The sequence below is a fragment of the Kitasatospora sp. NPDC096140 genome, from assembly GCF_040303045.1.
GTDB lineage: Bacteria > Actinomycetota > Actinomycetes > Streptomycetales > Streptomycetaceae > Kitasatospora.
The window spans coordinates 201,450-222,808 of the sequence record NZ_JBEOUW010000002.1 but is presented as its reverse complement, the minus strand read 5'-3'; the positions used below and the strand labels follow the sequence as shown (position 1 = coordinate 222,808).

Genomic DNA, 21,359 nt, shown 5'->3' with positions numbered 1-21,359 from the left:
CCATGCGGACGGATGAGGAAGAGTGCAGAGGACAGCCGACGGCGGCCCCGAGGGCAGGGCCGAGAACGACAGGACGACGCGGCGTCGGCGAACCCTCGCCCTGGCGGCCGGGGTGTGCGTACTGGGCGCGGCCGGGATCGGCGGGACGCTCCTGCTGACGGAGTCGCCGGCCCCGGCGGCGCCCGGCTCCGCGGCCACCTCGGTCCCCTCCCCCTCCGCTTCCCCGTCGGCCGAGGCACCGGCAGCGGCACCGGCAGCGGCACCGGCACCCACCGAGACGCCCGCGGCCGCGCCGACGACGGACGGACCCGGGGCCGTGGCCGAAGCCACCGCCCCGCCCGAGGCCCCGGCCACCCAGCCGGCCCGGCCCCGAACCACGGCCGCCCCGGCGCCCGAGGCCCCGGCCCCGCCATCGCCCACCCGGAAGCAGCCGGCGGCCCCCGCCGCCAAACCCCCGTTCGGCTCGACCATCCCGCCCAGACCGGTGCTCACCCTGCCGCCCGTGCCCACCTCCTGCCCGCCCGGACAGGCCGCCTCCTGGGACGGCTGCCACCCACTCGGCCCGGCCATCCCCCTCGGCCCGACCAACCCGCCCCCCACACCCCGCTGAACCCCACCGCTGCGACTCGATCACCCGCCGAGCCCCACCCTGCCGGACGTGCCGGACGTGCCGGGGGATGGTCGGCCGGGGAGGCGGGTTCCTCGCTAGGCTCGGGTGGGCCGGGGTCTCCTTCTGGGAAACGGGGTGTGCGCATGCTCGGGTACGACGCGGACGGGTTCGTGCGGGACGGGGTGGCGCACCGGGTGGTGGCCGGGGCGGTGCACTACTTCCGCATCCACCCCGACCTGTGGGAGGACCGGCTGCGGCGGGTGCGGGCCCTGGGGGTGAACACCGTGGACACCTACGTGCCGTGGAACTTCCACGAACTGCCCGGCGGCCGGGTGGACTTCACCGGCTGGCGGGACGTGGCGCGGTTCGTGCGGCTGGCCGGGGACATGGGGCTGGACGTGATCCTGCGCCCCGGCCCGTACATCTGCGCGGAGTGGGAGTTCGGCGGGCTGCCGGCCCGGCTGCTGGCGGTGGACGGGCTGCGGCTGCGCTGCGCGGACCCGGCGTACCTGGCCGCGGTGGACGGCTGGTTCGACGCGCTGGTGCCCGAGGTGCTGCCGCTGCTGTCGAGCCGGGGCGGGCCGGTGGTGGCGGTGCAGGTGGAGAACGAGTACGGCAGCTACGGCGACGACACCGCGTACCTGCGGCACCTGCGCGACGGGTTGGTGCGGCGCGGCGTGGACTGCCTGCTGTTCACCACCGACGGCGCCCACGACACCATGCAGCAGGGCGGCGCCCTGCCCGGGCACCTGGCCACCGTGACCTTCGGCTCTCGCGCCCCCGAGCGCCTGGCGGTGCTGCGCCGCCACCAGCCCGAAGGGCCGCTGACCGCCATGGAGTTCTGGATCGGCTGGTTCGACCAGTGGGGCCTGCCCCACCACGTGCGCGACGCCGAGGAGACCGCGGCCTCGCTGGACGAACTGCTGGCCACCGGCGCCTCCGTCAGTCTCTACATGGCGCACGGCGGCACCAACTTCGGCCTGTGGTCCGGCGCCAACCACGCCGGCGCGCATCCGCTGGACGCCGGCTACGAGCCGACCGTCACCAGCTACGACTACGACGCGCCGATCGGCGAGGCCGGCGAGCTGACCGAGAAGTTCCACGCGCTACGCGAGGTCATCGGCCGCTACGTCCGGCTGCCGGAGGGCGAACTGCCCTCCCCCGCACCCCGGGTGGCGCCGCAGCGCCTGGAGCGTCCGCAGGGGCGGGCGGCGCTGCTGGCGGAGCTGGACGCGCTGTCCCAGCCGGTGGAGCGGGCCGCGCCGCTGCCCATGGAGCTGCTCGGGCAGTCCCTGGGCCTGATCCACTACCGCACCCGGGTGCCCGGCCCGCGGCCCGAACTGCCGCTGCGCATCGACGGGTTGGCCGACCGGGCGCAGGTCTTCGCGGACGGGCGCCCGCTGGGCACCCTCGACCGCAACTCCCCCGGCACGACGCTGGAACTGGCTACCGGGGAGGACGGGGTCACCCTGGACATCCTGGTCGAGGCGCTGGGCCGGGTGAACTACGGCCCGAACATGGACGACCGCAAGGGCATCACGCGCGGCGTCTCGCACGGCGGCCAGCGGCTGTTCGGCTGGCAGATCCGGCCGCTGCCGCTGACGGACCTGTCCGCGCTGCGCTTGGCCCCGGGCACGCCCGACACCCCGGCCCGGGACGGCGAGCCGGTGTTCCACCGCTTCACCGCCGAGCTGCCCTCCCCCGCCGACGCGTTCGTCGCCCTGCCCGGCTGGGGCCGCGGACTGCTGTGGCTCAACGGCTTCCTGCTCGGCCGCTACAGCGCCGCCGGCCCCCAGCGCACCCTCTACGCCCCGGCGCCGCTGTGGCGGGCGGGCGGCAACGAGCTGGTCGTGCTGGAGCTCGAACACCACGGCGAGGCAATGGAGTTGCGCGACCACCCGGACCTCGGGCCGACCGCGGCGGCCCCCAGCGCCGAGTACTGAAGCCCGCGGCGCCCACCGGAGCGGCGCCCACCGGACCCGGCCCGCGCGGGCCGGGTCAGTCCCACCAGAAGGACCACTGGTGGGCGCCCACCAGCTGCTCGGCGTACTCGGTGAGGCTGCCGGAGCCCTGGAAGACCAGGTCGGGGCAGAGCGAGGTGTGCTCGGCGGCCAGCGGGAGCGCCTCGGCGAGCGTGGCGGGCGGTACGGGGACGCTCAGCTCCAGGGTGTCGAAGCCGACCTCGACGACCCGGGCGCCGAAGCGGCGCTCCCAGTCGGCGAGCACGGCGGCGACCTGGGCGATGTCGTCCACGTGGTTCACCGGCCCGCCCCAGCCGCACACCGCCAGCGCCTCGGCGCCGCCGCCGGCCCGCACCAGGCCCAGGCGGACGTCCTTGACGGACTGCAGCACGTCGGCAAGCTCTTGAGCTTCGCCGCCCGCCGCCCCCTCGGGCACGTCGGCCGCGGGCGCGGTGCCGGGCCAGGTGAACCCGTAGGGGGCCAGGGCCTCGGCCAGTTCCCCGTCCTCCTCGTAGCCGCCCGCCTCGCCGGTCTCCCACCAGCTGCGCAGCAGCGCGGCCGGGTCGTACAGCCCGGGTATCGCGGCGTCGGTGGGGTACAGCTCGCCGGACAGCCAGGGCCGGTAGTCGGCGTCGCCGCGGTCCAGCGGGCTGAGCAGCAGCGGCCACAGCCCGCTCTGCGGGTGCGCGCGGTGCAGCTGCGCCCACAGCCCGGCGGGGGCGGGGGCGTCGCTGATCCACAGCAGCGGCTCCCGGCCGTCGTCGGCGCCGACGAGGCGGCCGGGCGGCAGGGGGACGGTCAGGTCGGCGAGGGCGGCGGCGAGGTCCGGGTGCTGCGTCATGGCGCCCACCGTAGGAGCGGGCACCGACAATCCGGGCGGGTGCGGGCGGGCGCCCGCGCCGCAGGCCTGACCCCCGCACGGCCGACCGGCCTTCCCCCCGTCCCGGGAAGGGGGGAAGGCCGGTCGGCCGAAACGCCCTGCCGTTACGGGCAGTTGCCGTCGCCGGCCGCTGATCAGGCCCAGGGCAGTTCGGAGCGGGTGCGCCAGTACGCCTCGGCCGGCTCGGCCATGCCGTCGAGGGCCGCGAGGTCCTGCGGGGTCAGCCGGGCCTCGGCGGCGGTGAGGTTGGAGGCGAGCTGGTCGAGGGTGGCGGCGCCGGACAGGACGACGTCGGCCCAGGGCTGGGCGGCGGCCGCGGCCAGGGCGAGGGCGTCGGGGGCGGCGGCGGTGCGGTCGGCGAGGGTGCGCAGGGCGGCGGTGTCGGGGCCGGTGGCGTTGCGGCCGGCCAGGCGGCCGTTGGCCATGCCTTCCTTGACCACGACGAGCCAGCCGGCCGCGTGGGCCTCGGCGAGGGCGGGGGCGGCGGAGGTCTCCAGCAGATTCCAGGTGGCCTGGACGGCGGTGAACAGCGGGCGGCCGGCCACGGTGACGGCGAGGGCCTCGCGGATGGTGTCGCCCTGGGCGGGGCCGCTGGTGGACAGGCCCACCCGCACGCCGTCGGCGGCGAGCGCGGCCAGCCGTTCGTGCAGGGCGGGGTCGGTGAGGGCGGGGCTGCCGGGGACGACGGAGTGGACGAGGTAGACGTCGAGGCGGTCGCCGAGCAGGGCGCGGGTTTCGCGGACCTGGCGGTCGAAGACCGCCGCCGAGTGCTCCTTGACCTCGTGCGCGGCCACCCCGCCGACCTGCCAGCCGGCCGTGTAGGTGTAGCCCCACTTGCTGCCGACCGTCACCTCGGCCGCCGCCTCGGGGTGTTCGTCCAGCCACTGGGCGAGGAACTCCTCGCCGCGGCCGTAGGAGCGGGCGGTGTCAAGGTAGCGCACTCCGGCGGCGTACGCGGCGTCGAGCAGGGCGTGGGTGCGCTCGCGCAGTGCCTCGACGGTGCGGTCGGCGGGCAGGTCCGTGTCGCGCCCGAGGGTGATGTAGCCGGGCCGGCCGACGGCGGCGGTGCCCAGTCCCAGGCGCGCGGGCTGCGGACGGGCGGCCTGCGGGCGGGCGGGGGCTCCGGCGGTGGGGTCGGTCGGCATGGCGTGGTCTCCTCGGGCGCGACGGGTTCTCACCTGGGACTTTAGTCGTGCCCGATCATCCGCCGGCGATCACGTCGGGTCGCCATCCGCCGGCGGCCACGTCCGGTCGGCCGTCAGATCGCCCACCGCACGGGGTGCCACGGGGAGGAGACGCGCCCGGGCCCCAGACCGGGCACGGGGCCGGACGCCGAACCGGGCCCCAGACCAGGCACCGAACCGGACGCCGAACCGGCTGCCGACCCGGCTGCCGACCCGGCTGCCGACCCGGCTGCCGGGCCGAGCGGCTGGTCCAGGCGCAGCACGAAGTTGACGTAGTCCAGCGGCTTGCCCGGCCAGTGGCAGTCGTTGCTGATGAGCAGCTGACTGCGGACGCCGTCGCGTTCGGTGACCGGCCCGGGGGTGGTGCGCAGGTTCGGCCGCCAGCCGCGCTCCCACGAGTGGTGTTCCAGGGACAGCGTCCAGCTCTCCCCGTCGACCTGCAGTGCCGCGCCGACGCGCCCGGCCAGCACCCGGGAGCCGTGCGGGCCGCGTACGACTGCCCGCTGGTCGAAGTCGGCGTTGCGCCCGATGACGGTGATCCGCCACGCGCCGTGGTACCTGAGCATGCCCGCCTCCTGACGCCGGGTCGGGCGCCTCCTCCGGCGGGTGGCGCCCGTCCACGTCTACGGCCCGGGGCCGCCGCCCGGCTCACCCGGGCGCGCTCCGGTCTTCCGGCCCCCTCGGCGGCCGGGCCGCCGGCCATGGCCCCGCGGCTCGTACACCTGTCGTGAGCTGCTAGTGTTCCTCTTGTTGCGAGGGGGACTGACCTCTCGCCAGGCGTCAGCGGTGCTACCAGAGCACGCCCTACTTTCAGTAGGGAGAGTCCGTGCGATCCGGGCCTGGCGCTCCATCGTCGGACGGGGTCCGGCACCCATCGGGGTGCCGGGCCCCGTCCGCGTTTCCGGGGCCGGACGCCGGGGGCAGGCACCGGGCGCCGGCGCGGTCCCGCGGCCGACCGCCCCCGTGCGCACCCGGCCCCGGTCACGCCGTCGCCCGGGCGGCGAGGGCGCGGAGCTGGACGTGGACGGCGGCGGGTTCGGTGCCGGTGAGGGCGGCGACCTGTACGGCGGTCAGGTCGAGGACCAGGTGCAGCAGCAGGACGTCCTGCTGCGCGGCGGTGAGGTGGGCGACCGGCCCGAACGGCCGGGGTCCGGCCAGGGTGCGGACCCGGCGGCGCACCGCCTGCCAGGCGCACGCGGCCGGGCTGGCGGTGGCCAGGGCGTCGAGCCAGTGCCCGCCGAGTTCCTCGAAGGCGTCGCGCACGACGAGTTGTGCGTCGGCGGCCGGCAGGATCAGGGCGGTGTAGTCGAGGTAGTGGCGCAGGTGGAGGTCGTGCAGCGCCCACAGGCCCAGGGTCGGTCCGCGGGCGGCCGCTGTGCGGGGTGGTGTCGGCATGGTGGTGTCCCGAGGTGTCCCGAGGTCGGCGCGGGCGGGTGCGGGTCGGCGGACGGCCCGCGCACGGAGCGCGGGTGGGTGCGGGCCCGCGGACGGAGCGCGGTTGGCGCGCTCCGTCCGCGGGCCCGGTCACACGGGCACCGGCGGGCTGTCGTCGGTGCCTTCGCGGCCCGCCGCGGTGCGGGGGCCGGGGTCGTCGGGCCGTTCGGCGGCGAGGCTGTTGCGCAGCGTCACCCACAGCCGGAACAGGATCTCCGTCGAGGTGCCGCCGCTGGAGGACTGCATGGCCCGGGCGAACTCGCTGTGGTGCATGCGGGAGTTGACCGGGACGGGCGTGCGGGCGTTGTTGGTCCGCTCCCAGGCCGCCGCCCACAGCACGCGGCGGACCTCCCTGACCTCGCAGGCCTCCATGTAGGCGAGGAACACGGGTTTGTGCAGCGGGGCCTCGCCCTTGAGGACCAGGGCGAGCGTGCTGGCGGGCAGGCGTCTGCCCCTGCCGCGGGCCCGGCGGTCCAGTTCCCGCAGGGAGGGCCAGTCGGCCTTGCGCCGCATCTCGTGCATGGCCTGGCGCAGGTCGGCGAAGGTGTCGACCTGCTCGGGGTCGACCCGCCGCGGTGCCCGCAGCCGGCGGCTCCCCGAGGGGCGGGGCACGTGGGCCCAGTAGTTGGCCTGGGCCCACTTGCGCCGGGCGGTCTTGAGGTCGCCGCCGCATTCGCGGGTGACGGCCTCGACGACCTTCCAGCTCGGCACGGAGTGCCCGCCGGCGGCCCGCTGCAGGGTGGTGGCGTGGTAGTTGGTCCGATCGGCGAGTTGACGGTACGTCAGGTCGGCTCGTTCGCGCTGTTCGCGGAGCCAGGCGGCGAGCCGGCCCAGGGCCGGTTCGGTCGCCTCGATCGGTTTCTCTGGGCGTCCCATCGCAGGCGGGCGCTTTCCGCTAGGCCCGCTCCCGTCGCCGTCCGGCGGCCAGCAGCCAGCCTCCGGTGGCCAGTTCGAGCGCCGCTCCGGCGGACATGCCGGTCGCCACCAGCGCAGCCGCCAGGACGACCGTCACCACGACCACGACGACGACCGCGGCCGGCTCGCCGAGCGCGGACGGCCGGGGCAGGCGGGGGCGGGGGCGGCGCGCGGGTTTCGGGGCGCCGGCCGCGCAGTGGATGCGGGCACGCCGGTTCCGTTTCCTCGTCATCGAGGATCCTCCTATATCACTGTCCACTCCAACGGACGGGCACTTCGCGCGGTTGGCGTCGCTCGGGGTGCCCGGTGGCGTAACACTCTGTCAGGCATACGGGTGATTCCCAATCGGTTCGGTGAACATCGCGCGGATTGATGCGCCGGGGTCCCGGCCCCCGCCCGCAATCTTCGGAACGGCCTACCAGAAAGGGGCAGTTCAGCGATTTGAAACCGGATATTGATGTGCGTTCGTGCAGCATCCCCTTGTAAGCCGTCCTGGCCGGATGTGACGATTTGCAGCGGCGTCACCCGGACCTGCGGGTCCGGAACCCGGGGGGCGCTGTTCACTCCAACATCTCGGGAACATCGGCAACGGGCCGTGTTGGCGCATGGGCCCGCCCGGACAGCAGAGACCGCCCGGCCCCTGGTGGCCCGAGGCGGTCTCTCTGCATTCCCGGCGGCTGTTTGCACGGGAAGTCGGCGGGGTCGACTTCCCGTGCAACGGGCCGTCAGGGAGCAGGGGCCGGGGCGGGCGGCTCGCCGGTGCTCCCGGCCGGTTCCGCGGCCGGGGCGAGCGCGGCCCGTAGGGCGCCGTGGTGTTCGCGCGGGGTGCCGAGCTTCTCGCTGCCCCACATCACGGCGGGGCCGATGAGGGCGGTCAGCGCGGCCGGCGCGACCACCGAGGCGGGCAGGTCGGCGGCCGTCGCCGCGCCGACGATGAGCACCGCCGCGACGCTGCCCGCCAGGACGACCGCGCGGTCGTGCCGGCTCTCCCGGGCGGTGACCAGGTCGGCCGGCGTCTCGGGCAGGTCCGCCTCGTCCAGCAGGCCCATCCACCGGCCCTGCACGGACCGGTCGAGCAGGGTGGCGACCAGCCGGGCCAGTCGGGGCACCGCCTCCGGCCCGTCCCGCAGGGCGTTCGACATCTCCCGCTCCAGGGCCTGCTGCACACCGGCGATGTGCGGGCGCAGGGCCTTGCGCCGCTGCTCGCGGTCCACGCCGTACTCGGCGAACCAGCCCAGGCGGTTGGTGTGGCGGGTGACGTGCCGGTCGAGTTCCAGCAGCGGGATCGTCCCGTCGGCGGCCTCCTGGCACTTCCTGAGGAGCCGCGCGAGGTCGACGGCCGAGGTGAGCGGAAGGCTCTCGCCGACCCGCCGCCGGTAAAGATGCATCGAACGGTAGACCCACAGCACGGCCGCACTGCCCAAGCCGGCGCAGAGGGAGAAGGTCAGCAGCGTGTTCCTCTGGAGGAACTCCGGGTCCTCCGAACTGCTCGGGTGGACGGTGAGGAAGAGGCCGGTCAGCGCGAATGTCGCGACCAGCGCTGCGGGGAGCATGACGAAGACCAGGAGCCAGGCCTCGATGCCCCAGGACCGCCGGATCCCCCGACGCCAGTGCTCCTGCAGCGTCGCCGGGGCCGTGCCCACCGGCGCGTGCAGGTCGCGTCCGTACCCGTCGACGTCGGCCGCGCTCGGGATGACGGCACGCGGCAGCCGGCCGGCGATCTGCGGCGGGATCCACCACCCCTTCCACAGGTCGAGGACGTCCAACACCCCCATGGCGGGCCGGTAGAGCACCCCCGCCACGAAGGGCGGGACCGACACCAGCACCAGCGACTCGACCCACCGCACGCCACGGCCCCCGTTCCCGATCCGGAATGATCGTGGAAGTGCCTACCACCTGGGGCGCGTTGGGAATCCCGTACGGCCGGTTCGGCTCACGGGCGGGTGGCGTGGGCCGCGCGGGTGCGGCAGTGGGAGAGGGCGAGCTTGAGGCGGGTGTCCGGGCGGGGAACGGCGGTGAGGAGTTCACCGGCGGAGACCAGGACGGTCCAGTAGCGGGCCGGGTCGCCGGTGCGGGGCAGCGGGTGGGCGGCGGTAAGGGAGAGGTAGGCGGCGGTCAGGTTGCCGGTGGTGAACCAGCGGGCCAGGCCGTGCCGGTGGCCGCTGCGGATGCCGCCCATGGCGTCGATTGCGGCGAGGAAGAGGTCGATGACGGCCCGGTCCCGGGAGTCGAGGACGACGGGCACGTCGAACACGCCCAGGGCTTCGAGGAGTTCACCCGTGTCGGCCTCGGCGTTCGGGCGGGGGTGGGGCGGGGCGAACAGGGCGTCGCGGCACTCGTCGAGCCGGCGGGCCGTTTCGACGGCCGGGATGTCGAGCGCGGCGCAGACCGCGCGGGCGCAGCGCTCGGGCTCGCCGGTGCGGCGGGCGAGGGCGGCGTAGGCCTCGGCGGGGGTACGGCCGGCGGTGAGGAGGTGCCGGGCGGTGACGGCGAGTCGCATGGGGGTGCCTCCGGTTCAGACCGCGACGGCGGCGGGCGCGAGGGCGGGGGCGGGATCGGGCCCGGGATCGGGATCGGGGGCGACGAGCACCCAGACGAACTTGCCGATCCCGCCCGAGCGCGGACAGCAACCCCAGCGCTCGGCCAGCTCGTTGACGAGGAACAGGCCCCGCCCGCACTCGTCGTCCGGCGAAGCGGCACGGAGGGAGGGGCGGCCCGAGCCGGCGTCGTGGACCTCGATGCGCAGCCGGTCCCCGACGACGGAGAAGCGGACCTCGACCAGCCGGTCGGCGGGCGCGTCGGAGTGCCGGACGGCGTTGGCGAACAGCTCGCCGAGCAGCAGTTCGGCGGTGCCGGCGTAGCAGTCGCCGAGGGGCAGCGCGGCGAGGTAGGCGCGCAGGAAGTGGCGGGCGAACGGGGTGGAGTCCGTACGGGAGTCCAGCCGGGCGGCAAACGTGCGGGGGCGGTGGGACACGGGCATGGCGAAGTACCTCGGGGGGCGGAAGGGGGGCGTGCGAAAGGAGCGCGGTGTCACGCTGTGCAAGCAAAAGATCGCGTTCCGGTATCAATGATCGGCGCCCGGAGGTACGGTGATGGCCGAAATCAGGTACCAGGCACATGTTGGTACGTCAGGGGGCTGCTGTGGCACACCGGCGAATCAAGCGGGAATTGACAGCCAGTTCGGCTCAACTGTTCGGCGAGGAGCTGCGGTTCTACCGGGAGCAGGCCGAGGTCACGCAGGAAGAGATGGGCAAGCTGCTGCACTGCAGCCGAACGATCATCACCCGCTATGAGAGCGGCCAGCGACGCATGCCACCGGAGCTGGTGGCGAAGGCTGATGAGCTGCTCGGCGCGGGTGGGGCGCTGATCCGGCTCTGGGGTCGGGTCGACTGGAACGCACAGGCCGAACATCCGGATTGGTTCCAGAGCCACGTCGACATGGAGTCCGAAGCTGCCGCTGCCAGGATCTTTCAGCTGGCTGTGGTGCACGGGCTTCTACAGTGTCGCGAATACGCGGAAGCAGTATTCGCCATCAGTGATGCGGCCGGGAAACGTGACGTAATCCGGGAGCGGACAGTAGCTCGGCTGGCGAGGCAGAAGCGGTTCCTGGAGCCGGAGGGACCGCTACTCCTGGTGATTCTGGACGAGAGCGCCATCAGGACCGTCTTCGGCGGCCCTGGGGTGATGATGCGCCAGATGCAACATCTGCTGTCTATCTCGAAGCTTCCGAACGTCGTCATCCAGGTCGTCCCGTTCACACGTCGTCCAGTCATCGTCGACAAGTCCATGGTGCTGCTGGAGATGCCGGACGGGCGGACCAGCGTCTACTCCGAGAGTCTCGACCGAGGGCATTCCAGCGATGATCCGGTGATCGTGGCAGGTCATCGTCGCAGCTATGATCTGCTTCTCGGGGAGGCACTGCCGGTAGCCGACTCGCGCGCGCTGATCGCCGATGCGCTGGAGGGTTTCAGAGATGACGAGGACCGAGTTCAACGCGACTGCCTGGCGCAAGAGCAGCTACAGCGGCGGCAACGGCGGCGACTGCATCGAGGTAGCCCCCGGATTCCCCAACCTCGTCCCCGTCCGTGACTCCAAGGACCCCAACGGCCCGGCCCTCGTTTTCACGGCCACGGCCTGGGAAGCCTTCCTCACAGCCGTCCGCACGGGCGACCTTCCGGCCTAACAGCCCCGGGGAGCCAGCCATGCCGACCTGGCACAAGAGCAGCCACAGCGGCCCAGACGGCGGCGACTGCATCGAAGTGGCCCCCGGATTCCCCAACCTCGTTCCTGTGCGCGACTCCAAGGACCCCGACGGCCCGGCCCTCGTTTTCACGGCCGCGGCCTGGGAAGCCTTCCTCACGGCCGTCCGCACGGGCGACCTTCCCGCGTAGGACCCACCGAGGAGCCGGCATGCCGACCTGGCGCAAGAGCAGCTACAGCGGGGACAACGGGGGCGAGTGCATCGAGGTGGCCCCCGGATTCCTGCCCGGCGCGATCCCCGTGCGTGACTCCAAGGACCCCGACGGCCCCGTCCTCGTTTTCCCTACTGCGGCCTGGGAAGCCTTCATCACAGCCGTCCGCACGGGCGACCTTCCGGCCTGACCGCCCCGAGGAGCCAGCATGCCGACCTGGCGCAAGAGCAGCCACAGCGGCACCAACGGCGGCAACTGCATCGAGGTAGCCCCCGGGCTCCCCAACCTCGTTCCCGTGCGTGACTCCAAGGACCCTGACGGCCCCGTCCTCGCCTTCCCGGTGGCCGCGTGGGGTTCCTTCATCGCCGCCGTCCGGGAGGGCGAGTTCCCGGTCGAGGGCTGACCCGGCACCTCAACAAAACCCAGACGAGGTAGGGACAACCCCCCGGGGAATCCGCCGGGCTGCCGGAGGGGCCCGGCGGTGTCGTGCGAGGAGGATCAAGGGCGTCCGAACGGACCGTCCCTGACCCCACGTCACCGAACCGAGGCCCCGCGATGCCCCACTCCCCCTCCGCACGTCTGGACCCCGACCGCCCCCGTACCGCCGCCGCGCCGCTCGGCGCCGCCTTACCGCCGGCTCCAGTGCGTACCGCATTCGCCTTGTGGGTGACGGCCGTTGCCGCCGGCGCGTTCGAGACGGTCCTGGCGGTCGGCAGGATGCTCGCCGACTCCTCCGGCTCCGGGGGCGGCATCGTCGCGGGCCTCGCGATCCGTCTGCCGGTCTTCACCGCCGCGCTGCTGGCTGCCCGGCAGATGCGCCGGGGCCGTAACTGGGCCCGGATCGCGCTCGCGCTGGGCCTGGGTGTCCTGGGCACGGCGTCGATGGTGCTCCAGCCGATCCAGGCCCTGGCCCAGGGGCGTTCCCTGAGCTGGGAGCTGGCGCAGGCCGGGCCGCTGGACCTCGTCTTCGGCGCCAGCCGGGCCCTGCACGTGGGTTCGGTGCTCTCCGCCGTCGTGCTGATGTTCCTGCCCGCCGCGAACGCCTTCTTCCGGGCGGCCCGCTCGCGTCGGGGGCCCGGCCCGGCGGGGAGTTGAGTACCGGGGCGGATTGCGGGCCACGGCTGCGACCGGACAGGGTGTGGGGGCAAACGTGCGTGCGACCCGAGAGGACACCCGGCCGGTGGAAGGCTTCCTGCAGCTCCTCCTCTATCCGCTGATCAAGCTCTTCGACGCCCTGCAGGGCGCGCGCGGGCACTGGCCCACCGAGCGGCGGATGCGCGCCCTCGCCTCCTCGCCGCGGGCGCGGGCGGCCCGGGCCGCGGAACGGGAGCGGATCCAGGGGGTGGTGGACGCGCTGGGCGCGGTGGAGGGGGTCGAGCACGTGCTGACCCTGGTCTCGGACTACTCCCTCGCCCCGTCCGCCTTCGGCCTGTTCCGCACCACGTCCGACGGCCGCGCGCTGATGGTCTGCCGGATGTACGCCCGCGCCTACTTCGTGATCCGGGAGGACATCACCGCCGTCCTGCCCAGGATCGGGGCGGCGAACGTGGCCGCGTGGTCCCCCGCCGGGCAGCGGACGAGCGCGGGCGGGACGGTCGAGCACGCGCTGCGCTGGTACCGCGACGGCGGCAGGACCGCGGAGGGCTGGGCGATGGACTCCCCCGCGCTGTTCAGCCCGGGGGCCCGGCTGCACTGGGAGCGGCCCGGCGTCGGCATCCACGACCCGGCGCGGCCGTACCCGGTCGTGGACGACCCGCGCCACGTCCTGGACCGGACCCCGCCGGACGGCGACCCTGCGCAGCTGCTGCGCGAGGCCCGCGCGGACGGGCGGGGCGTGATCCTGGAGCTGGTCCTCGGCGCGGACGGGCGCGACCACGCGACGTACCACGTGGTGCCGCGCGGCGGCTTCGCGGGGCGCGGGCGGCTCTGAGCTGGAGGCCCTGAGCGGGAGGCTCCGAGCGGACTTCTGCGGTTCCGAGCGCGATCGCGGCCGCCGGCGGGGAGCCCGCCGACGGCCGCGCTCAGTCGCGGCTCAGCACTGGGGGCGACGGCCGTGGTTGGCCCCGCGCCTGGCCCTGGCCTTCTTCTTGCGGCGGCGCTTCGACGACATGGCCACTCCTCTCGCAACCGGGGACCCCCGGTCTTCCACCGTTCCACACCCGGCCCGCCGCCGCTCGACGGGCCGACGGCGCAGGTCGGCCAGGCAGGCCGGCCACCGGGCCCGCCGCTCAGGCGCGGGTCTCCAGGGCGGCGCGCCAGGCGGGGCTGTCGACGTAGTGGTTGTCGAAGCGCTCGGAGGAGGCGGCGATGGCCGCCGGCGGGGTCTCGCCGCGCATGACGCTGCCCAGCAGGCGCAGGTAGTCGAAGCGGTCCATGCCGGGGGTGAACATGAAGAGCACGTCGGCCTCGGAGCCCTGTGCGGCGGCGAAGGCGTGCGGGGTGTTCGGGGGCACGGCGAGGAAGTCGCCCGCGCCGAGGACGGTGACGTCCTCGCCGACCAGCACCTCCAGGGAGCCGCTGATCACGAAGAACAGCTCCCAGGCCCGGGTGTGGAAGTGCGAGGGGGCTCCGGCGGCGCCCGCGGAGAAGGTGGAGCGGTAGACGGTGAAGCCGCCCTGGCCCGGGTCGGTCTCGGCGAGCAGGGTCATGGTGGCGCTCGGGTCGGCGCAGGTCTCGGCCTGGGCGCAGCGGGTCAGGATCGGGGCGGCGGTGGCGGTCGCGGCGTTGGTGTTCTTCGTCGTCGTCATGTGATCAATCTACGGCCTGATCGACCCATGATCATGTGGCAATTTAAGCCGACTTTCATGGGTCAATTCAGCCGCTCTTCCGCCGCCGCACGGCACCGCCCCGCGCCGGACGACCGACGCGGGGCGGGGCTGAGCAGGGCGGGGGGCTCAGTTCCTGCGGATGAAGCCGATCTCGACGGAGGAGAGGAACGGCTGGACGCCGACGCACTGCCAGCCGACCGCCTCCACGTTGCGGATCATCACGTCGAGCTCCTTGCGGATCTTCTTCATCGTCGCGCCGGGGTGGCGGAAGTCGATGTCCAGGACGGCGACGAAGGTGGCGTCGCCCTCGTTGAACGCGGTCCTGGCGTCCGCGACGAGCTTCTGCATGCGCCATGCGTGGATCAGCCCCATGGTGGTCTCCCCCTGGACGGTCGGGCACGGTCTCACTCCTCAGGGTGCCCGCCACGTCCAGCATTTGACCCTCCGTCAGCAAACGATCTCCGCCGGAGAGCGGCCGGCCGGGGAGAGTCGGGGAGCGTCGGGGAGCGGTTCAGTCGGGGAGGTTCCCGTTGCCGCCCAGGTTGGCCACCATGCGGCGCAGCACGTTGATGGTGGTCACGAAGTCCTCGGGGGCGATGCCCTCGTGGGTGCGTTCGTGGATGCGCAGGTTGCGTTCGCGGGCGCGCAGGCGGGCGGCTTCGCCGTCGTCGGTGAGGGTGAGGGCGGTGTCGGCGTCCTCGGTCAGCCAGCCGCGGGCGATCAGGTCGTCGAGGACGGCGTCGAAGGCGGTGTCCTGGTCGTCGTAGGGGGTGAGCCGTTCGATCAGGGTGGTCCGGTGCCAGCCGCCGGGCCTGCCGGCGACGTGGTTGAGCGTCCACCAGTGCGGCTGGGTGAGGCCCTCCACGGCCAGCTGCTCGCGCAGGCCGCCGACCACCCGGCGGTAGGCCTCGCCGCTCCACGCCCCGATGGGCTGGGTGGCGATGACCTCCGGTGCGTACGTCTTGATCGTCATGTTCCGCGGTCCTTCCACGCGTCCGGTCATGGATCGTCAGGATGCGACCGACCGTAGGACTTCAAGCCTCCTTGAGGTCAATGCGGGCGGGCCCGGAAATCGGGTCGCCGCTGGTCAGCCGTGTCCGGTACGGTCGCCGAGCCGTTCTCGATGTCGTACCGAAAGCAGGTTGTCTACATGGCGTGTCGGATCAGTGAGCTCGTGCTGGGTTGCCGCGAACCCGAGGTGCTGGCGCGGTTCTGGTGCGAGGTCCTGGACTTCGTCGTGCTCGGCCGCGAGGACGACGGCTCGATGGAGATCGGGCCGCGCGAGGGCTTCGGCGGTGCGCAGCCGACGCTCTTCCTCAGCCGCCGGGACGCGCCGGAGCCGGGCAAGTCCCGGCTGCACATCGACGTCAACGCCACCGATCGCGATCAGGACGCCGAGCTGGAGCGCCTGCTGAAGCTCGGTGCCCGCCCGGCCGACATCGGCCAGACCGGGGACGAGCACTGGCACGTCCTGATGGACCCGGAGGGCAACGAGTTCTGCCTGCTCAGGACCCGCCTGGCCCCGCTGTAACGCCCGCCGGACCGACTGACCGACCGACTGACCGACTGACCGACTGACCGACTGACCGACTGACGCCGTGACCTCGCCCGACCCGGCGGGGTCACGGTGTCAGTCGTCGAACTCGAAGCCCGAAGCCTCTGCACGGGCGATGAGGTCGCGCACCGCTTCGGGGTCGGCGATGACGGATTCGACGGCGGCCTTGAGCCGCGCGAGGTCGCTCGGACCACCCACCGCGCAGAACATGCCGGCCTCGCTGTCGAATTCCAGGCGCTCGGCGATGTCAGGCCAGGCGAACTGCACGAGACCTTCCCAGAAGTACCCGTTCGGCTCGTGCCCGGCGGCAGCTACTGCGGCATCGGCAGCCAGGCCGCCGGCATCCAACGTCAACGAGTACTCGCCGGCGATGTCATGCAGGCGGGTGGTCACGACGCGATCCTCTCACGCCCGGTGCACGAGCCGCCCGACCTCCCGAAGCGCTCGCCCGATCGCTCACCGCTCCCGGCCCCGGGGCCCTGCTCGGCTCGGGCCCTACCCGGCGGCGCGGTCGTAGGCGCGCAGGGTGAGCAGGGCGGCGAGGGTGACGCCGGGGCGGGCCTGGGTCTCGATGGTGGGCGACCAGCGGGCCCAGCGGATCGGCCAGCCGCCGTCGTCCTGCTGCTGGGCGGCCAGGTGTGCCAGGCCGCGGTGCAGCTCGGCGTCGGTGAACCAGGGCCGGGCCGGGCTGTCCGGGGTGGGCGCGTAGTCGTGCGGCAGGTGGTGCTCGCCCAGGGCGTAGCCGGGGGCGGTGCGGGCCTGTTCGGGGTGGTCGGGGTCGAGCAGGACGATGCGCTGCCCGCGGACCAGCTCGCCCAGGCGGCGGGCCTGGCGGCGGGCCCAGTCGCGGTCCGGGGCGGCGGCGAGGAAGGTGACGGCGGCGCCGGCCTCGTACGGGTGGGTGTGCTCCAGCCGTTCGACGGCGCGGCGGCAGAAGTCGGCGGCGGCCGTCACCCAGGGGTGGTCGATGCCGGCGTGCAGCAGCGGGGCGGCGATCTGTCCGGTGGCCAGCAGGTCGGCGGCGGGGTCGTCGGGGACGGGCAGGAACGGCGGGTGCGGGTAGGGGCGCAGGGTGGGCAGGACGGCGGGCACGCCGCCCTCGGCGCTGCTGTGGGCGCTCAGCCAGTCGCAGATCCGCCGGGCCCGTTCGCCGTGCAGGGCGCCGGCCTCCTGCAGCACCCGCAGGGCGGCGGGCACCGCGATGGGCTGGGGGGCGGGGCCGCGGACGTCGGGTTCGAGGCCGAAGGCGTAGCCGCCGTCGGCGGTGGCGTAGGCGTCCAGGGCGGCGAGCAGCCCGGCGGGGCCCTCCGCGGCGGGGCCGGCGCCGAAGTGGAAGGCGAAGCGCCGCTGTTCCAGGACGCGTCCCGAGGTCCACAGGTACCGGCCGGCGCGTTCGAGCATGCTGTCGTTCACCCAGGTCATGCCTACGACGGTAGGCCGGGAACGGCCCGGCGGTCTTGAACGAATCGGCCGTACGGCTCGAACCTGGCGCGGCTGCCCGGCGCGCCTGCCCGGGGGTCCGCCTGCCGGTCATGGCGGCCGTGGGCGTCGCGGCCGGGCTGGCCTTCCTCCCCGCCCGCCGGGCGGGCGGGGCCGAGCCTGAGGTTCGCCAACTGCCGCCTAGTGTGGGCGACATGAAGCCCGTACCGGCTCTCGCCGCCACCCTCGCCGCCGCACTCGCCCTGTCCGCGACCGCCGTCGTCGGCCTCGCCGCGCCGGCGTCCGCCTCCTCCTCCGAGGCCGCGTCCTCCCCCGCGTCCGCCTCCGCCGACCCGCTGGAGAGCTACCGCCGCCAGCCGCTCGCCTGGGCCGCCTGCCAGGACGGGCAACTGGCCGCCGCCGGCGCCGAGTGCGCGAGCCTGACCGTCCCGCTGGACTACCGCGAGCCGCGGGGCCGCACACTGTCCCTCGCCGTCTCCCGGATCAGGGCCGCCGACCCGGCCGCGCGCCGCGGCATCCTGCAGACCAACCCGGGCGGCCCCGGCAACCGCGGACTGGACATGCCCGTGGCGGTCCGGGCCGCGATGGCGCCCGCGACGGCCGCCGCGTACGACATCATCGGCATGGACCCCCGCGGGGTCGGCGCCAGCGGAGGCCTCGACTGCGGCCTCACCAGGGGCAGTTGGCTGCGCTCGGTGGGCACCGACCGGGCCGGCTTCGAGCAGGCCTGGACCCTCGCCGAGGCCGACGCCGACGCCTGCTGGGCCCGCTACCCCGACCTCCTGCCCCACCTGACCACCCGCAACACCGCCCGCGACGTCGACGTGCTGCGCGCCGCCCTCGGCGAGCAGCGGACCTCCTTCTTCGGCCAGTCCTACGGCGCACTGCTGGGCGCCGTGTACGCGCAGCTGTACCCCGGGCGCGTCGACCGCCTCGTCCTCGACAGCACCCCAGACCCGGCCCGCTACGGCGTCCGGCTGTTCCAGGACATGGGCGGCGCCAACGAACGCGCCCTGGACGACTTCGCCGCCTGGGCCGCCCCGCGCCACGCCACGTACGGCCTGGGCGCCACGCCGGCGGCCGTCCGGGCCACCGTCGAGGGCCTGGTCCGCCGGGCACAGGCGGCGCCGATCGCCATCGACGGCTTCCTCCTCGACGACCGGATGCTGCCCTTCCTGCTCGCCGTCTGCCAGGGCGACGACCGCGACGACGCCGACTACGCGGACGTGCTGCGCCGCCTCCTCGACGCCGCCGACGGCAAGCCGGTGCAGGCGGGCCCGCTCCTGCACGAACTGCTGTCCGCCGTCCTCACCCCGAGTCCGGAGGCCGGCGCCGACCTCGCGGCCGCGATCGGCATCCTGTGCGACGACGTCACCGTGCCGCACTCACCGCAGTGGTACCGCGACGCCGTCGAACGCGCCCGCCCCACCCAGCCCGTCTTCGGCCCGGTCTACAACTCCCCCACCCCGTGCGCCTCCTGGCGCCGCACCCCGGCGGAGCCGCCCGTCGACGTCCACCCCGCCGTCCCCGCCCTGCAGTTGCACGCCACCGGCGACACCCACGCCCCCTACCAGGGCGCCCTCGCCCTCCACGCCCGCATGCCCGCCTCCCGCCTGCTCACCGTCCCCGGCCGCGTCCACACCGTCTACCTCACCGGCTACAGCCCCTGCGCCGCCCGGGCCGTCGACACCTACCTGTCGACGGGCGCGCTGCCGCCGGCGGACGCCGTCTGCTGAGCGTCGGCGGCGTCCACCCGCTGCCCGCGGCGGGTCACCGTGCGGACGTGCCGGACCGCACCCCCACCACCCCCTACCCTCCACCACCCCTACTCCCCCGCCCCCGCCCCCTCCCGCAGGAACCCCGCGAACGCCGCCACCGCCGGCGCCACCCGCTGCCCGCGGCGCGTCACCGTGTGGACGTGCCGGACGGGGGTGTCGTCGGGGTGGAGCGGGATGAGGGCGATGTCGGGGCGGGCGGCGCGGGCGGCCAGCGAGGGGATCAGGGTGGGGCCCAGGCCGGCGGCGACCAGGCCGAGTTTGGCCGTCCAGGCGGCGACCGCGTACTCGATCCGGGGCTGGAAGCCGCTGCGCAGGCAGGCGGCGAGGAGGGTGGTCTCGGCGTGGCGGCGGGCGGCGATCCAGGGTTCGTCGGCGAGTTCGGCCAGCCGCAGGCGGCGCCGGCCGGCCAGGCGGTGTCCGCGTGGCAGGGCGACCAGCACCGGGTCCTCCAGCAGCGGCCGCACGTCGAACTGGTCCGCGTCGTAGGCGTCCTGGTCGTAGGAGGCGACGACGGCCAGGTCGATCGTGCCGTCGCCGAGTAGTTCCAGCAGGTGGGCGGAGAGGCCTTCGGTGAGGCTGATCGCCACCTGGGGGTGCGCGGTGCGGAAGGCGGCGAGCGCGCCGGGGACGAGGGCCGCGTTGGCGCTGTCGAAGGCGCCCACCCGCAGCTGTCCGGCGGTGAGTTCGGTGAGTGCGGCGAGGTCGCGCCGGGTGGTGTCGAGGCGTTCGAGCATGGCTTCGGCGTGCGGCAGCAGGGCGCGGCCGTGCTCGGTCAGCCGTACGCCGCGGGCCAGGCGGTCGAACAGCGGGGTGCCCAACTCGCTTTCCAGGGTGGCGATCTGGCGGGAGATCGCGGACTGGGTGAAGCCCAGCCGCTCTCCGGCGGCGGTGAAGGAGCCGAGGTGTGCGACGGTGCGGAAGACGTCCAGCCAAGCCATGTCCATTCCGCATGGTTACCATGCCGGACATTCGCTTGTCGCCTGACTCGGGGCTGCCTAGCGTGGTGGCCATGGAGAAGATCGCCTTTCTGGGGCTGGGCCGCATGGGCCTGCCGATGGCCCGTCGCCTCGCCGCCGCCGGCCACCCGTTGACCGTCTGGAACCGCTCCCCCGGCCGCGCCGGAGGCCTCACCGAGGCCGCCACCCCGGCGGAGGCGGTGCGGGGCGCGGACGTCGTCGTCACCATGCTCTCCGACCCGGCGGCGGTCGCCGAGGTGGCCGGGCGCTTCACGCCGGAGCTGACGCCGGGCACGCTGTGGATCGACATGTCCTCGATCGGCCCGGCCGCCACCGCCGGCCTGCGCGAGCAACTCCCGGACGGCGTCGCCCTGGTGGACGCCCCGGTGCTCGGCAGTGTGGGCCCGGCGGCCACCGGCGGCCTGACCGTCCTCGCGGGCGGCGAGGACGCCGACCTCGACCGCGCGCAGCCCGTCCTGGAGCAGCTGGGGCGGGTGCGGCGCTGCGGCGGCCCGGGGGCGGGTGCGGCGCTGAAGGTGGTGGCGATCGGCGCGATCGTGGCCTCGGTCACGGTGGTCGGCGAAGTGCTGGCGGTGGCCGGGGAGTTGGGCGTGCCACCGGAGGTGGCGCGGGAGGTGCTGGCGGCCGGGCCGCTCGCGGGGGTGGTGGCCCGGGCGCACAGCACGGACTCGGACTTCCCGGTGCGCCTGGCCGCGAAGGACCTGGCCCTGGCGGGCGGCGGCCCGGTCCTGGCGGCGGCCCGGGAGGTGCTGCTGGCGGACCCGTCGATCGCCGAGGAGGACCTGTCGGCGGTGGTGGGCGCCCTGCGGCGGGGGTAGGGCCCGAAGTCCCGGGCGCCGTACGGCCGGTGGCGGGTCCGCACCCCGCCACCGGCCGGGAGGCCCGGCCCGCCCTCCCCGGCCGGGAGCCCTGGCCTCCCCGGGCCCCGCCCCGCCTTCAGCCGATGACCGCGTCGACCTCGATCTCGACCAGCCACTGCTCGTCGAGGAAGCGCGAGACCTCCACGAAGGTGCAGGCCGGGCGGATCGTCGCGAAGCGTTCGCCGTGGGCGCGGGCGGCCTCCTTCCAGCGCGTGATGTCGGTGAGCATGATGCGGGTGCGCACGACGTCCCGGAGCGAGGCGCCGGCCTCCTTGAGGGCGGCTTCGGCGATGTCCAGGCAGCGGGCGGTCTGGGCGTGGACGTCGCCCTGCCCCACCGTGGTGCCGTTCTCGCCGAGCGGGGCGGTGCCCGCGACCGCGACGTACGGGCCCTTGCGCACGGCCCGGGAGAAGCCGATCCGCGGTTCGAGGGGGGAGCCGGAACTGACCATCTGTCGAGTGTTCTCCATGCCGCCATCGTGCCGCACTAGTGCACCTGCGGCCGTCCTTGACGGCCTCCGGCCTGCGCGGATGCCGGAGCCGGGCGCCACAGCCCGCCGGAACCGGGCCCCGGGTGCCCTACTGC

29 protein-coding genes are annotated in these 21,359 nt (G+C 74.6%); 12 read left to right on the top strand and 17 right to left on the bottom strand.

What is annotated here, in order from left to right; translation table 11 throughout:
• Positions 1-316 precede the first annotated feature (316 nt).
• Positions 317-610 carry a hypothetical protein gene (locus ABT048_RS02730; RefSeq protein ID WP_350519486.1) on the top strand — a complete coding sequence of 98 codons (294 nt, stop codon included), beginning with the start codon at positions 317-319 and terminating at the stop codon, positions 608-610.
• A 143-nt stretch (positions 611-753) separates the two neighbouring features.
• On the top strand, positions 754-2,553 hold the full coding sequence (locus tag ABT048_RS02725; RefSeq protein WP_350519485.1) for a glycoside hydrolase family 35 protein: 1,800 nt from the start codon (positions 754-756) through the stop codon (positions 2,551-2,553).
• Positions 2,554-2,608: 55 nt separating this feature from the next.
• Here the strand turns inward: ABT048_RS02725 and ABT048_RS02720 are convergent, their stop codons facing one another.
• The 9 genes from ABT048_RS02720 to ABT048_RS02680 form a co-directional block, all read right to left on the bottom strand.
• Positions 2,609-3,412 carry a DUF4253 domain-containing protein gene (locus ABT048_RS02720; RefSeq protein ID WP_350519484.1) on the bottom strand — a complete coding sequence of 268 codons (804 nt, stop codon included), beginning with the start codon at positions 3,410-3,412 and terminating at the stop codon, positions 2,609-2,611.
• A 173-nt stretch (positions 3,413-3,585) separates the two neighbouring features.
• Positions 3,586-4,596 (bottom strand): aldo/keto reductase, encoded by a 1,011-nt coding sequence (locus ABT048_RS02715; RefSeq protein ID WP_350519483.1) that lies wholly within the window; start codon positions 4,594-4,596, stop codon positions 3,586-3,588.
• A gap of 113 nt (positions 4,597-4,709) precedes the next feature.
• Positions 4,710-5,201, bottom strand: a complete 492-nt coding sequence (locus tag ABT048_RS02710; protein ID WP_350519482.1) for a hypothetical protein — start codon at positions 5,199-5,201, stop codon at positions 4,710-4,712.
• Positions 5,202-5,616: 415 nt separating this feature from the next.
• A complete protein-coding gene (locus ABT048_RS02705) occupies positions 5,617-6,030 on the bottom strand; it encodes a hypothetical protein (protein ID WP_350519481.1) in 414 nt (137 codons plus the stop codon).
• Between the two features lie 129 nt (positions 6,031-6,159).
• The gene (locus ABT048_RS02700) at positions 6,160-6,945 is read right to left on the bottom strand and encodes a helix-turn-helix domain-containing protein (protein ID WP_350519480.1); all 786 of its coding nucleotides are present in this window, start codon (positions 6,943-6,945) and stop codon (positions 6,160-6,162) included.
• A gap of 19 nt (positions 6,946-6,964) precedes the next feature.
• On the bottom strand, positions 6,965-7,216 hold the full coding sequence (locus tag ABT048_RS02695; protein ID WP_350519479.1) for a hypothetical protein: 252 nt from the start codon (positions 7,214-7,216) through the stop codon (positions 6,965-6,967).
• 493 nt (positions 7,217-7,709) lie between these two features.
• Positions 7,710-8,831: a hypothetical protein gene (locus ABT048_RS02690; protein WP_350519478.1), complete on the bottom strand. Its 1,122-nt coding sequence runs from the start codon at positions 8,829-8,831 to the stop codon at positions 7,710-7,712.
• An 86-nt stretch (positions 8,832-8,917) separates the two neighbouring features.
• Positions 8,918-9,484 carry a hypothetical protein gene (locus ABT048_RS02685; protein ID WP_350519477.1) on the bottom strand — a complete coding sequence of 189 codons (567 nt, stop codon included), beginning with the start codon at positions 9,482-9,484 and terminating at the stop codon, positions 8,918-8,920.
• A 15-nt stretch (positions 9,485-9,499) separates the two neighbouring features.
• Positions 9,500-9,964 carry an ATP-binding protein gene (locus ABT048_RS02680; RefSeq protein ID WP_350519476.1) on the bottom strand — a complete coding sequence of 155 codons (465 nt, stop codon included), beginning with the start codon at positions 9,962-9,964 and terminating at the stop codon, positions 9,500-9,502.
• A 137-nt stretch (positions 9,965-10,101) separates the two neighbouring features.
• Here ABT048_RS02680 and ABT048_RS02675 point away from each other — a divergent pair, with 137 nt between their 5' ends.
• The 7 genes from ABT048_RS02675 (at position 10,102) to ABT048_RS02645 (ending at position 13,326) form a co-directional block, all read left to right on the top strand.
• A complete protein-coding gene (locus tag ABT048_RS02675; RefSeq protein ID WP_350519475.1) occupies positions 10,102-11,073 on the top strand; it encodes a helix-turn-helix domain-containing protein in 972 nt (323 codons plus the stop codon).
• The gene (locus tag ABT048_RS02670; RefSeq protein ID WP_350519605.1) at positions 11,030-11,167 is read left to right on the top strand and encodes a DUF397 domain-containing protein; all 138 of its coding nucleotides are present in this window, start codon (positions 11,030-11,032) and stop codon (positions 11,165-11,167) included. Before ABT048_RS02675 ends, ABT048_RS02670 begins: the two co-directional genes overlap by 44 nt.
• A 19-nt stretch (positions 11,168-11,186) precedes the next feature.
• Complete coding sequence (locus ABT048_RS02665; protein ID WP_350519474.1) at positions 11,187-11,375, top strand: DUF397 domain-containing protein; 189 nt, start codon at positions 11,187-11,189, stop codon at positions 11,373-11,375.
• 19 nt (positions 11,376-11,394) lie between these two features.
• Complete coding sequence (locus tag ABT048_RS02660) at positions 11,395-11,586, top strand: DUF397 domain-containing protein (protein WP_350519473.1); 192 nt, start codon at positions 11,395-11,397, stop codon at positions 11,584-11,586.
• Between the two features lie 18 nt (positions 11,587-11,604).
• Positions 11,605-11,799 carry a DUF397 domain-containing protein gene (locus ABT048_RS02655; RefSeq protein ID WP_350519472.1) on the top strand — a complete coding sequence of 65 codons (195 nt, stop codon included), beginning with the start codon at positions 11,605-11,607 and terminating at the stop codon, positions 11,797-11,799.
• 263 nt (positions 11,800-12,062) lie between these two features.
• A complete protein-coding gene (locus tag ABT048_RS02650; protein ID WP_350519471.1) occupies positions 12,063-12,491 on the top strand; it encodes a hypothetical protein in 429 nt (142 codons plus the stop codon).
• A gap of 55 nt (positions 12,492-12,546) precedes the next feature.
• Entirely contained in the window at positions 12,547-13,326 is a 780-nt protein-coding gene (locus ABT048_RS02645; RefSeq protein ID WP_350519470.1) for a hypothetical protein, read from the top strand.
• A 102-nt stretch (positions 13,327-13,428) separates the two neighbouring features.
• On the opposite strand, the gene ABT048_RS41665 is transcribed toward ABT048_RS02645, so the two are convergent.
• The 4 genes from ABT048_RS41665 to ABT048_RS02630 all read right to left on the bottom strand — a co-directional run bounded on the left by ABT048_RS41665 (position 13,429) and on the right by ABT048_RS02630 (position 15,137).
• Positions 13,429-13,506, bottom strand: a complete 78-nt coding sequence (locus tag ABT048_RS41665; protein ID WP_464336931.1) for a hypothetical protein — start codon at positions 13,504-13,506, stop codon at positions 13,429-13,431.
• Between the two features lie 118 nt (positions 13,507-13,624).
• Entirely contained in the window at positions 13,625-14,143 is a 519-nt protein-coding gene (locus ABT048_RS02640; protein ID WP_350519469.1) for a cupin domain-containing protein, read from the bottom strand.
• A gap of 147 nt (positions 14,144-14,290) precedes the next feature.
• Positions 14,291-14,536: a hypothetical protein gene (locus ABT048_RS02635; protein ID WP_350519468.1), complete on the bottom strand. Its 246-nt coding sequence runs from the start codon at positions 14,534-14,536 to the stop codon at positions 14,291-14,293.
• Positions 14,537-14,675: 139 nt separating this feature from the next.
• Positions 14,676-15,137, bottom strand: coding sequence for a MarR family winged helix-turn-helix transcriptional regulator (locus ABT048_RS02630; RefSeq protein WP_350519467.1), 462 nt, complete (start codon positions 15,135-15,137; stop codon positions 14,676-14,678).
• 177 nt (positions 15,138-15,314) lie between these two features.
• Between ABT048_RS02630 and ABT048_RS02625 the strand changes: the two genes are divergently transcribed.
• Complete coding sequence (locus ABT048_RS02625; RefSeq protein ID WP_350519466.1) at positions 15,315-15,695, top strand: VOC family protein; 381 nt, start codon at positions 15,315-15,317, stop codon at positions 15,693-15,695.
• Positions 15,696-15,794: 99 nt separating this feature from the next.
• Here the strand turns inward: ABT048_RS02625 and ABT048_RS02620 are convergent, their stop codons facing one another.
• Both ABT048_RS02620 and ABT048_RS02615 read right to left on the bottom strand, forming a co-directional pair.
• Positions 15,795-16,112: an Imm51 family immunity protein gene (locus ABT048_RS02620; protein WP_350519465.1), complete on the bottom strand. Its 318-nt coding sequence runs from the start codon at positions 16,110-16,112 to the stop codon at positions 15,795-15,797.
• 102 nt (positions 16,113-16,214) lie between these two features.
• The gene (locus ABT048_RS02615) at positions 16,215-17,141 is read right to left on the bottom strand and encodes a hypothetical protein (RefSeq protein ID WP_350519464.1); all 927 of its coding nucleotides are present in this window, start codon (positions 17,139-17,141) and stop codon (positions 16,215-16,217) included.
• 212 nt (positions 17,142-17,353) lie between these two features.
• Between ABT048_RS02615 and ABT048_RS02610 the strand changes: the two genes are divergently transcribed.
• Positions 17,354-18,895, top strand: coding sequence for an alpha/beta hydrolase (locus ABT048_RS02610; protein ID WP_350519463.1), 1,542 nt, complete (start codon positions 17,354-17,356; stop codon positions 18,893-18,895).
• Between the two features lie 89 nt (positions 18,896-18,984).
• On the opposite strand, the gene ABT048_RS02605 is transcribed toward ABT048_RS02610, so the two are convergent.
• The gene (locus ABT048_RS02605; RefSeq protein ID WP_350519462.1) at positions 18,985-19,881 is read right to left on the bottom strand and encodes a LysR family transcriptional regulator; all 897 of its coding nucleotides are present in this window, start codon (positions 19,879-19,881) and stop codon (positions 18,985-18,987) included.
• A 65-nt stretch (positions 19,882-19,946) separates the two neighbouring features.
• Here ABT048_RS02605 and ABT048_RS02600 point away from each other — a divergent pair, with 65 nt between their 5' ends.
• A complete protein-coding gene (locus ABT048_RS02600; protein ID WP_350519461.1) occupies positions 19,947-20,732 on the top strand; it encodes an NAD(P)-dependent oxidoreductase in 786 nt (261 codons plus the stop codon).
• Positions 20,733-20,850: 118 nt separating this feature from the next.
• Here the strand turns inward: ABT048_RS02600 and ABT048_RS02595 are convergent, their stop codons facing one another.
• Complete coding sequence (locus tag ABT048_RS02595; RefSeq protein WP_350519460.1) at positions 20,851-21,243, bottom strand: RidA family protein; 393 nt, start codon at positions 21,241-21,243, stop codon at positions 20,851-20,853.
• Positions 21,244-21,359: the final 116 nt, after the last annotated feature.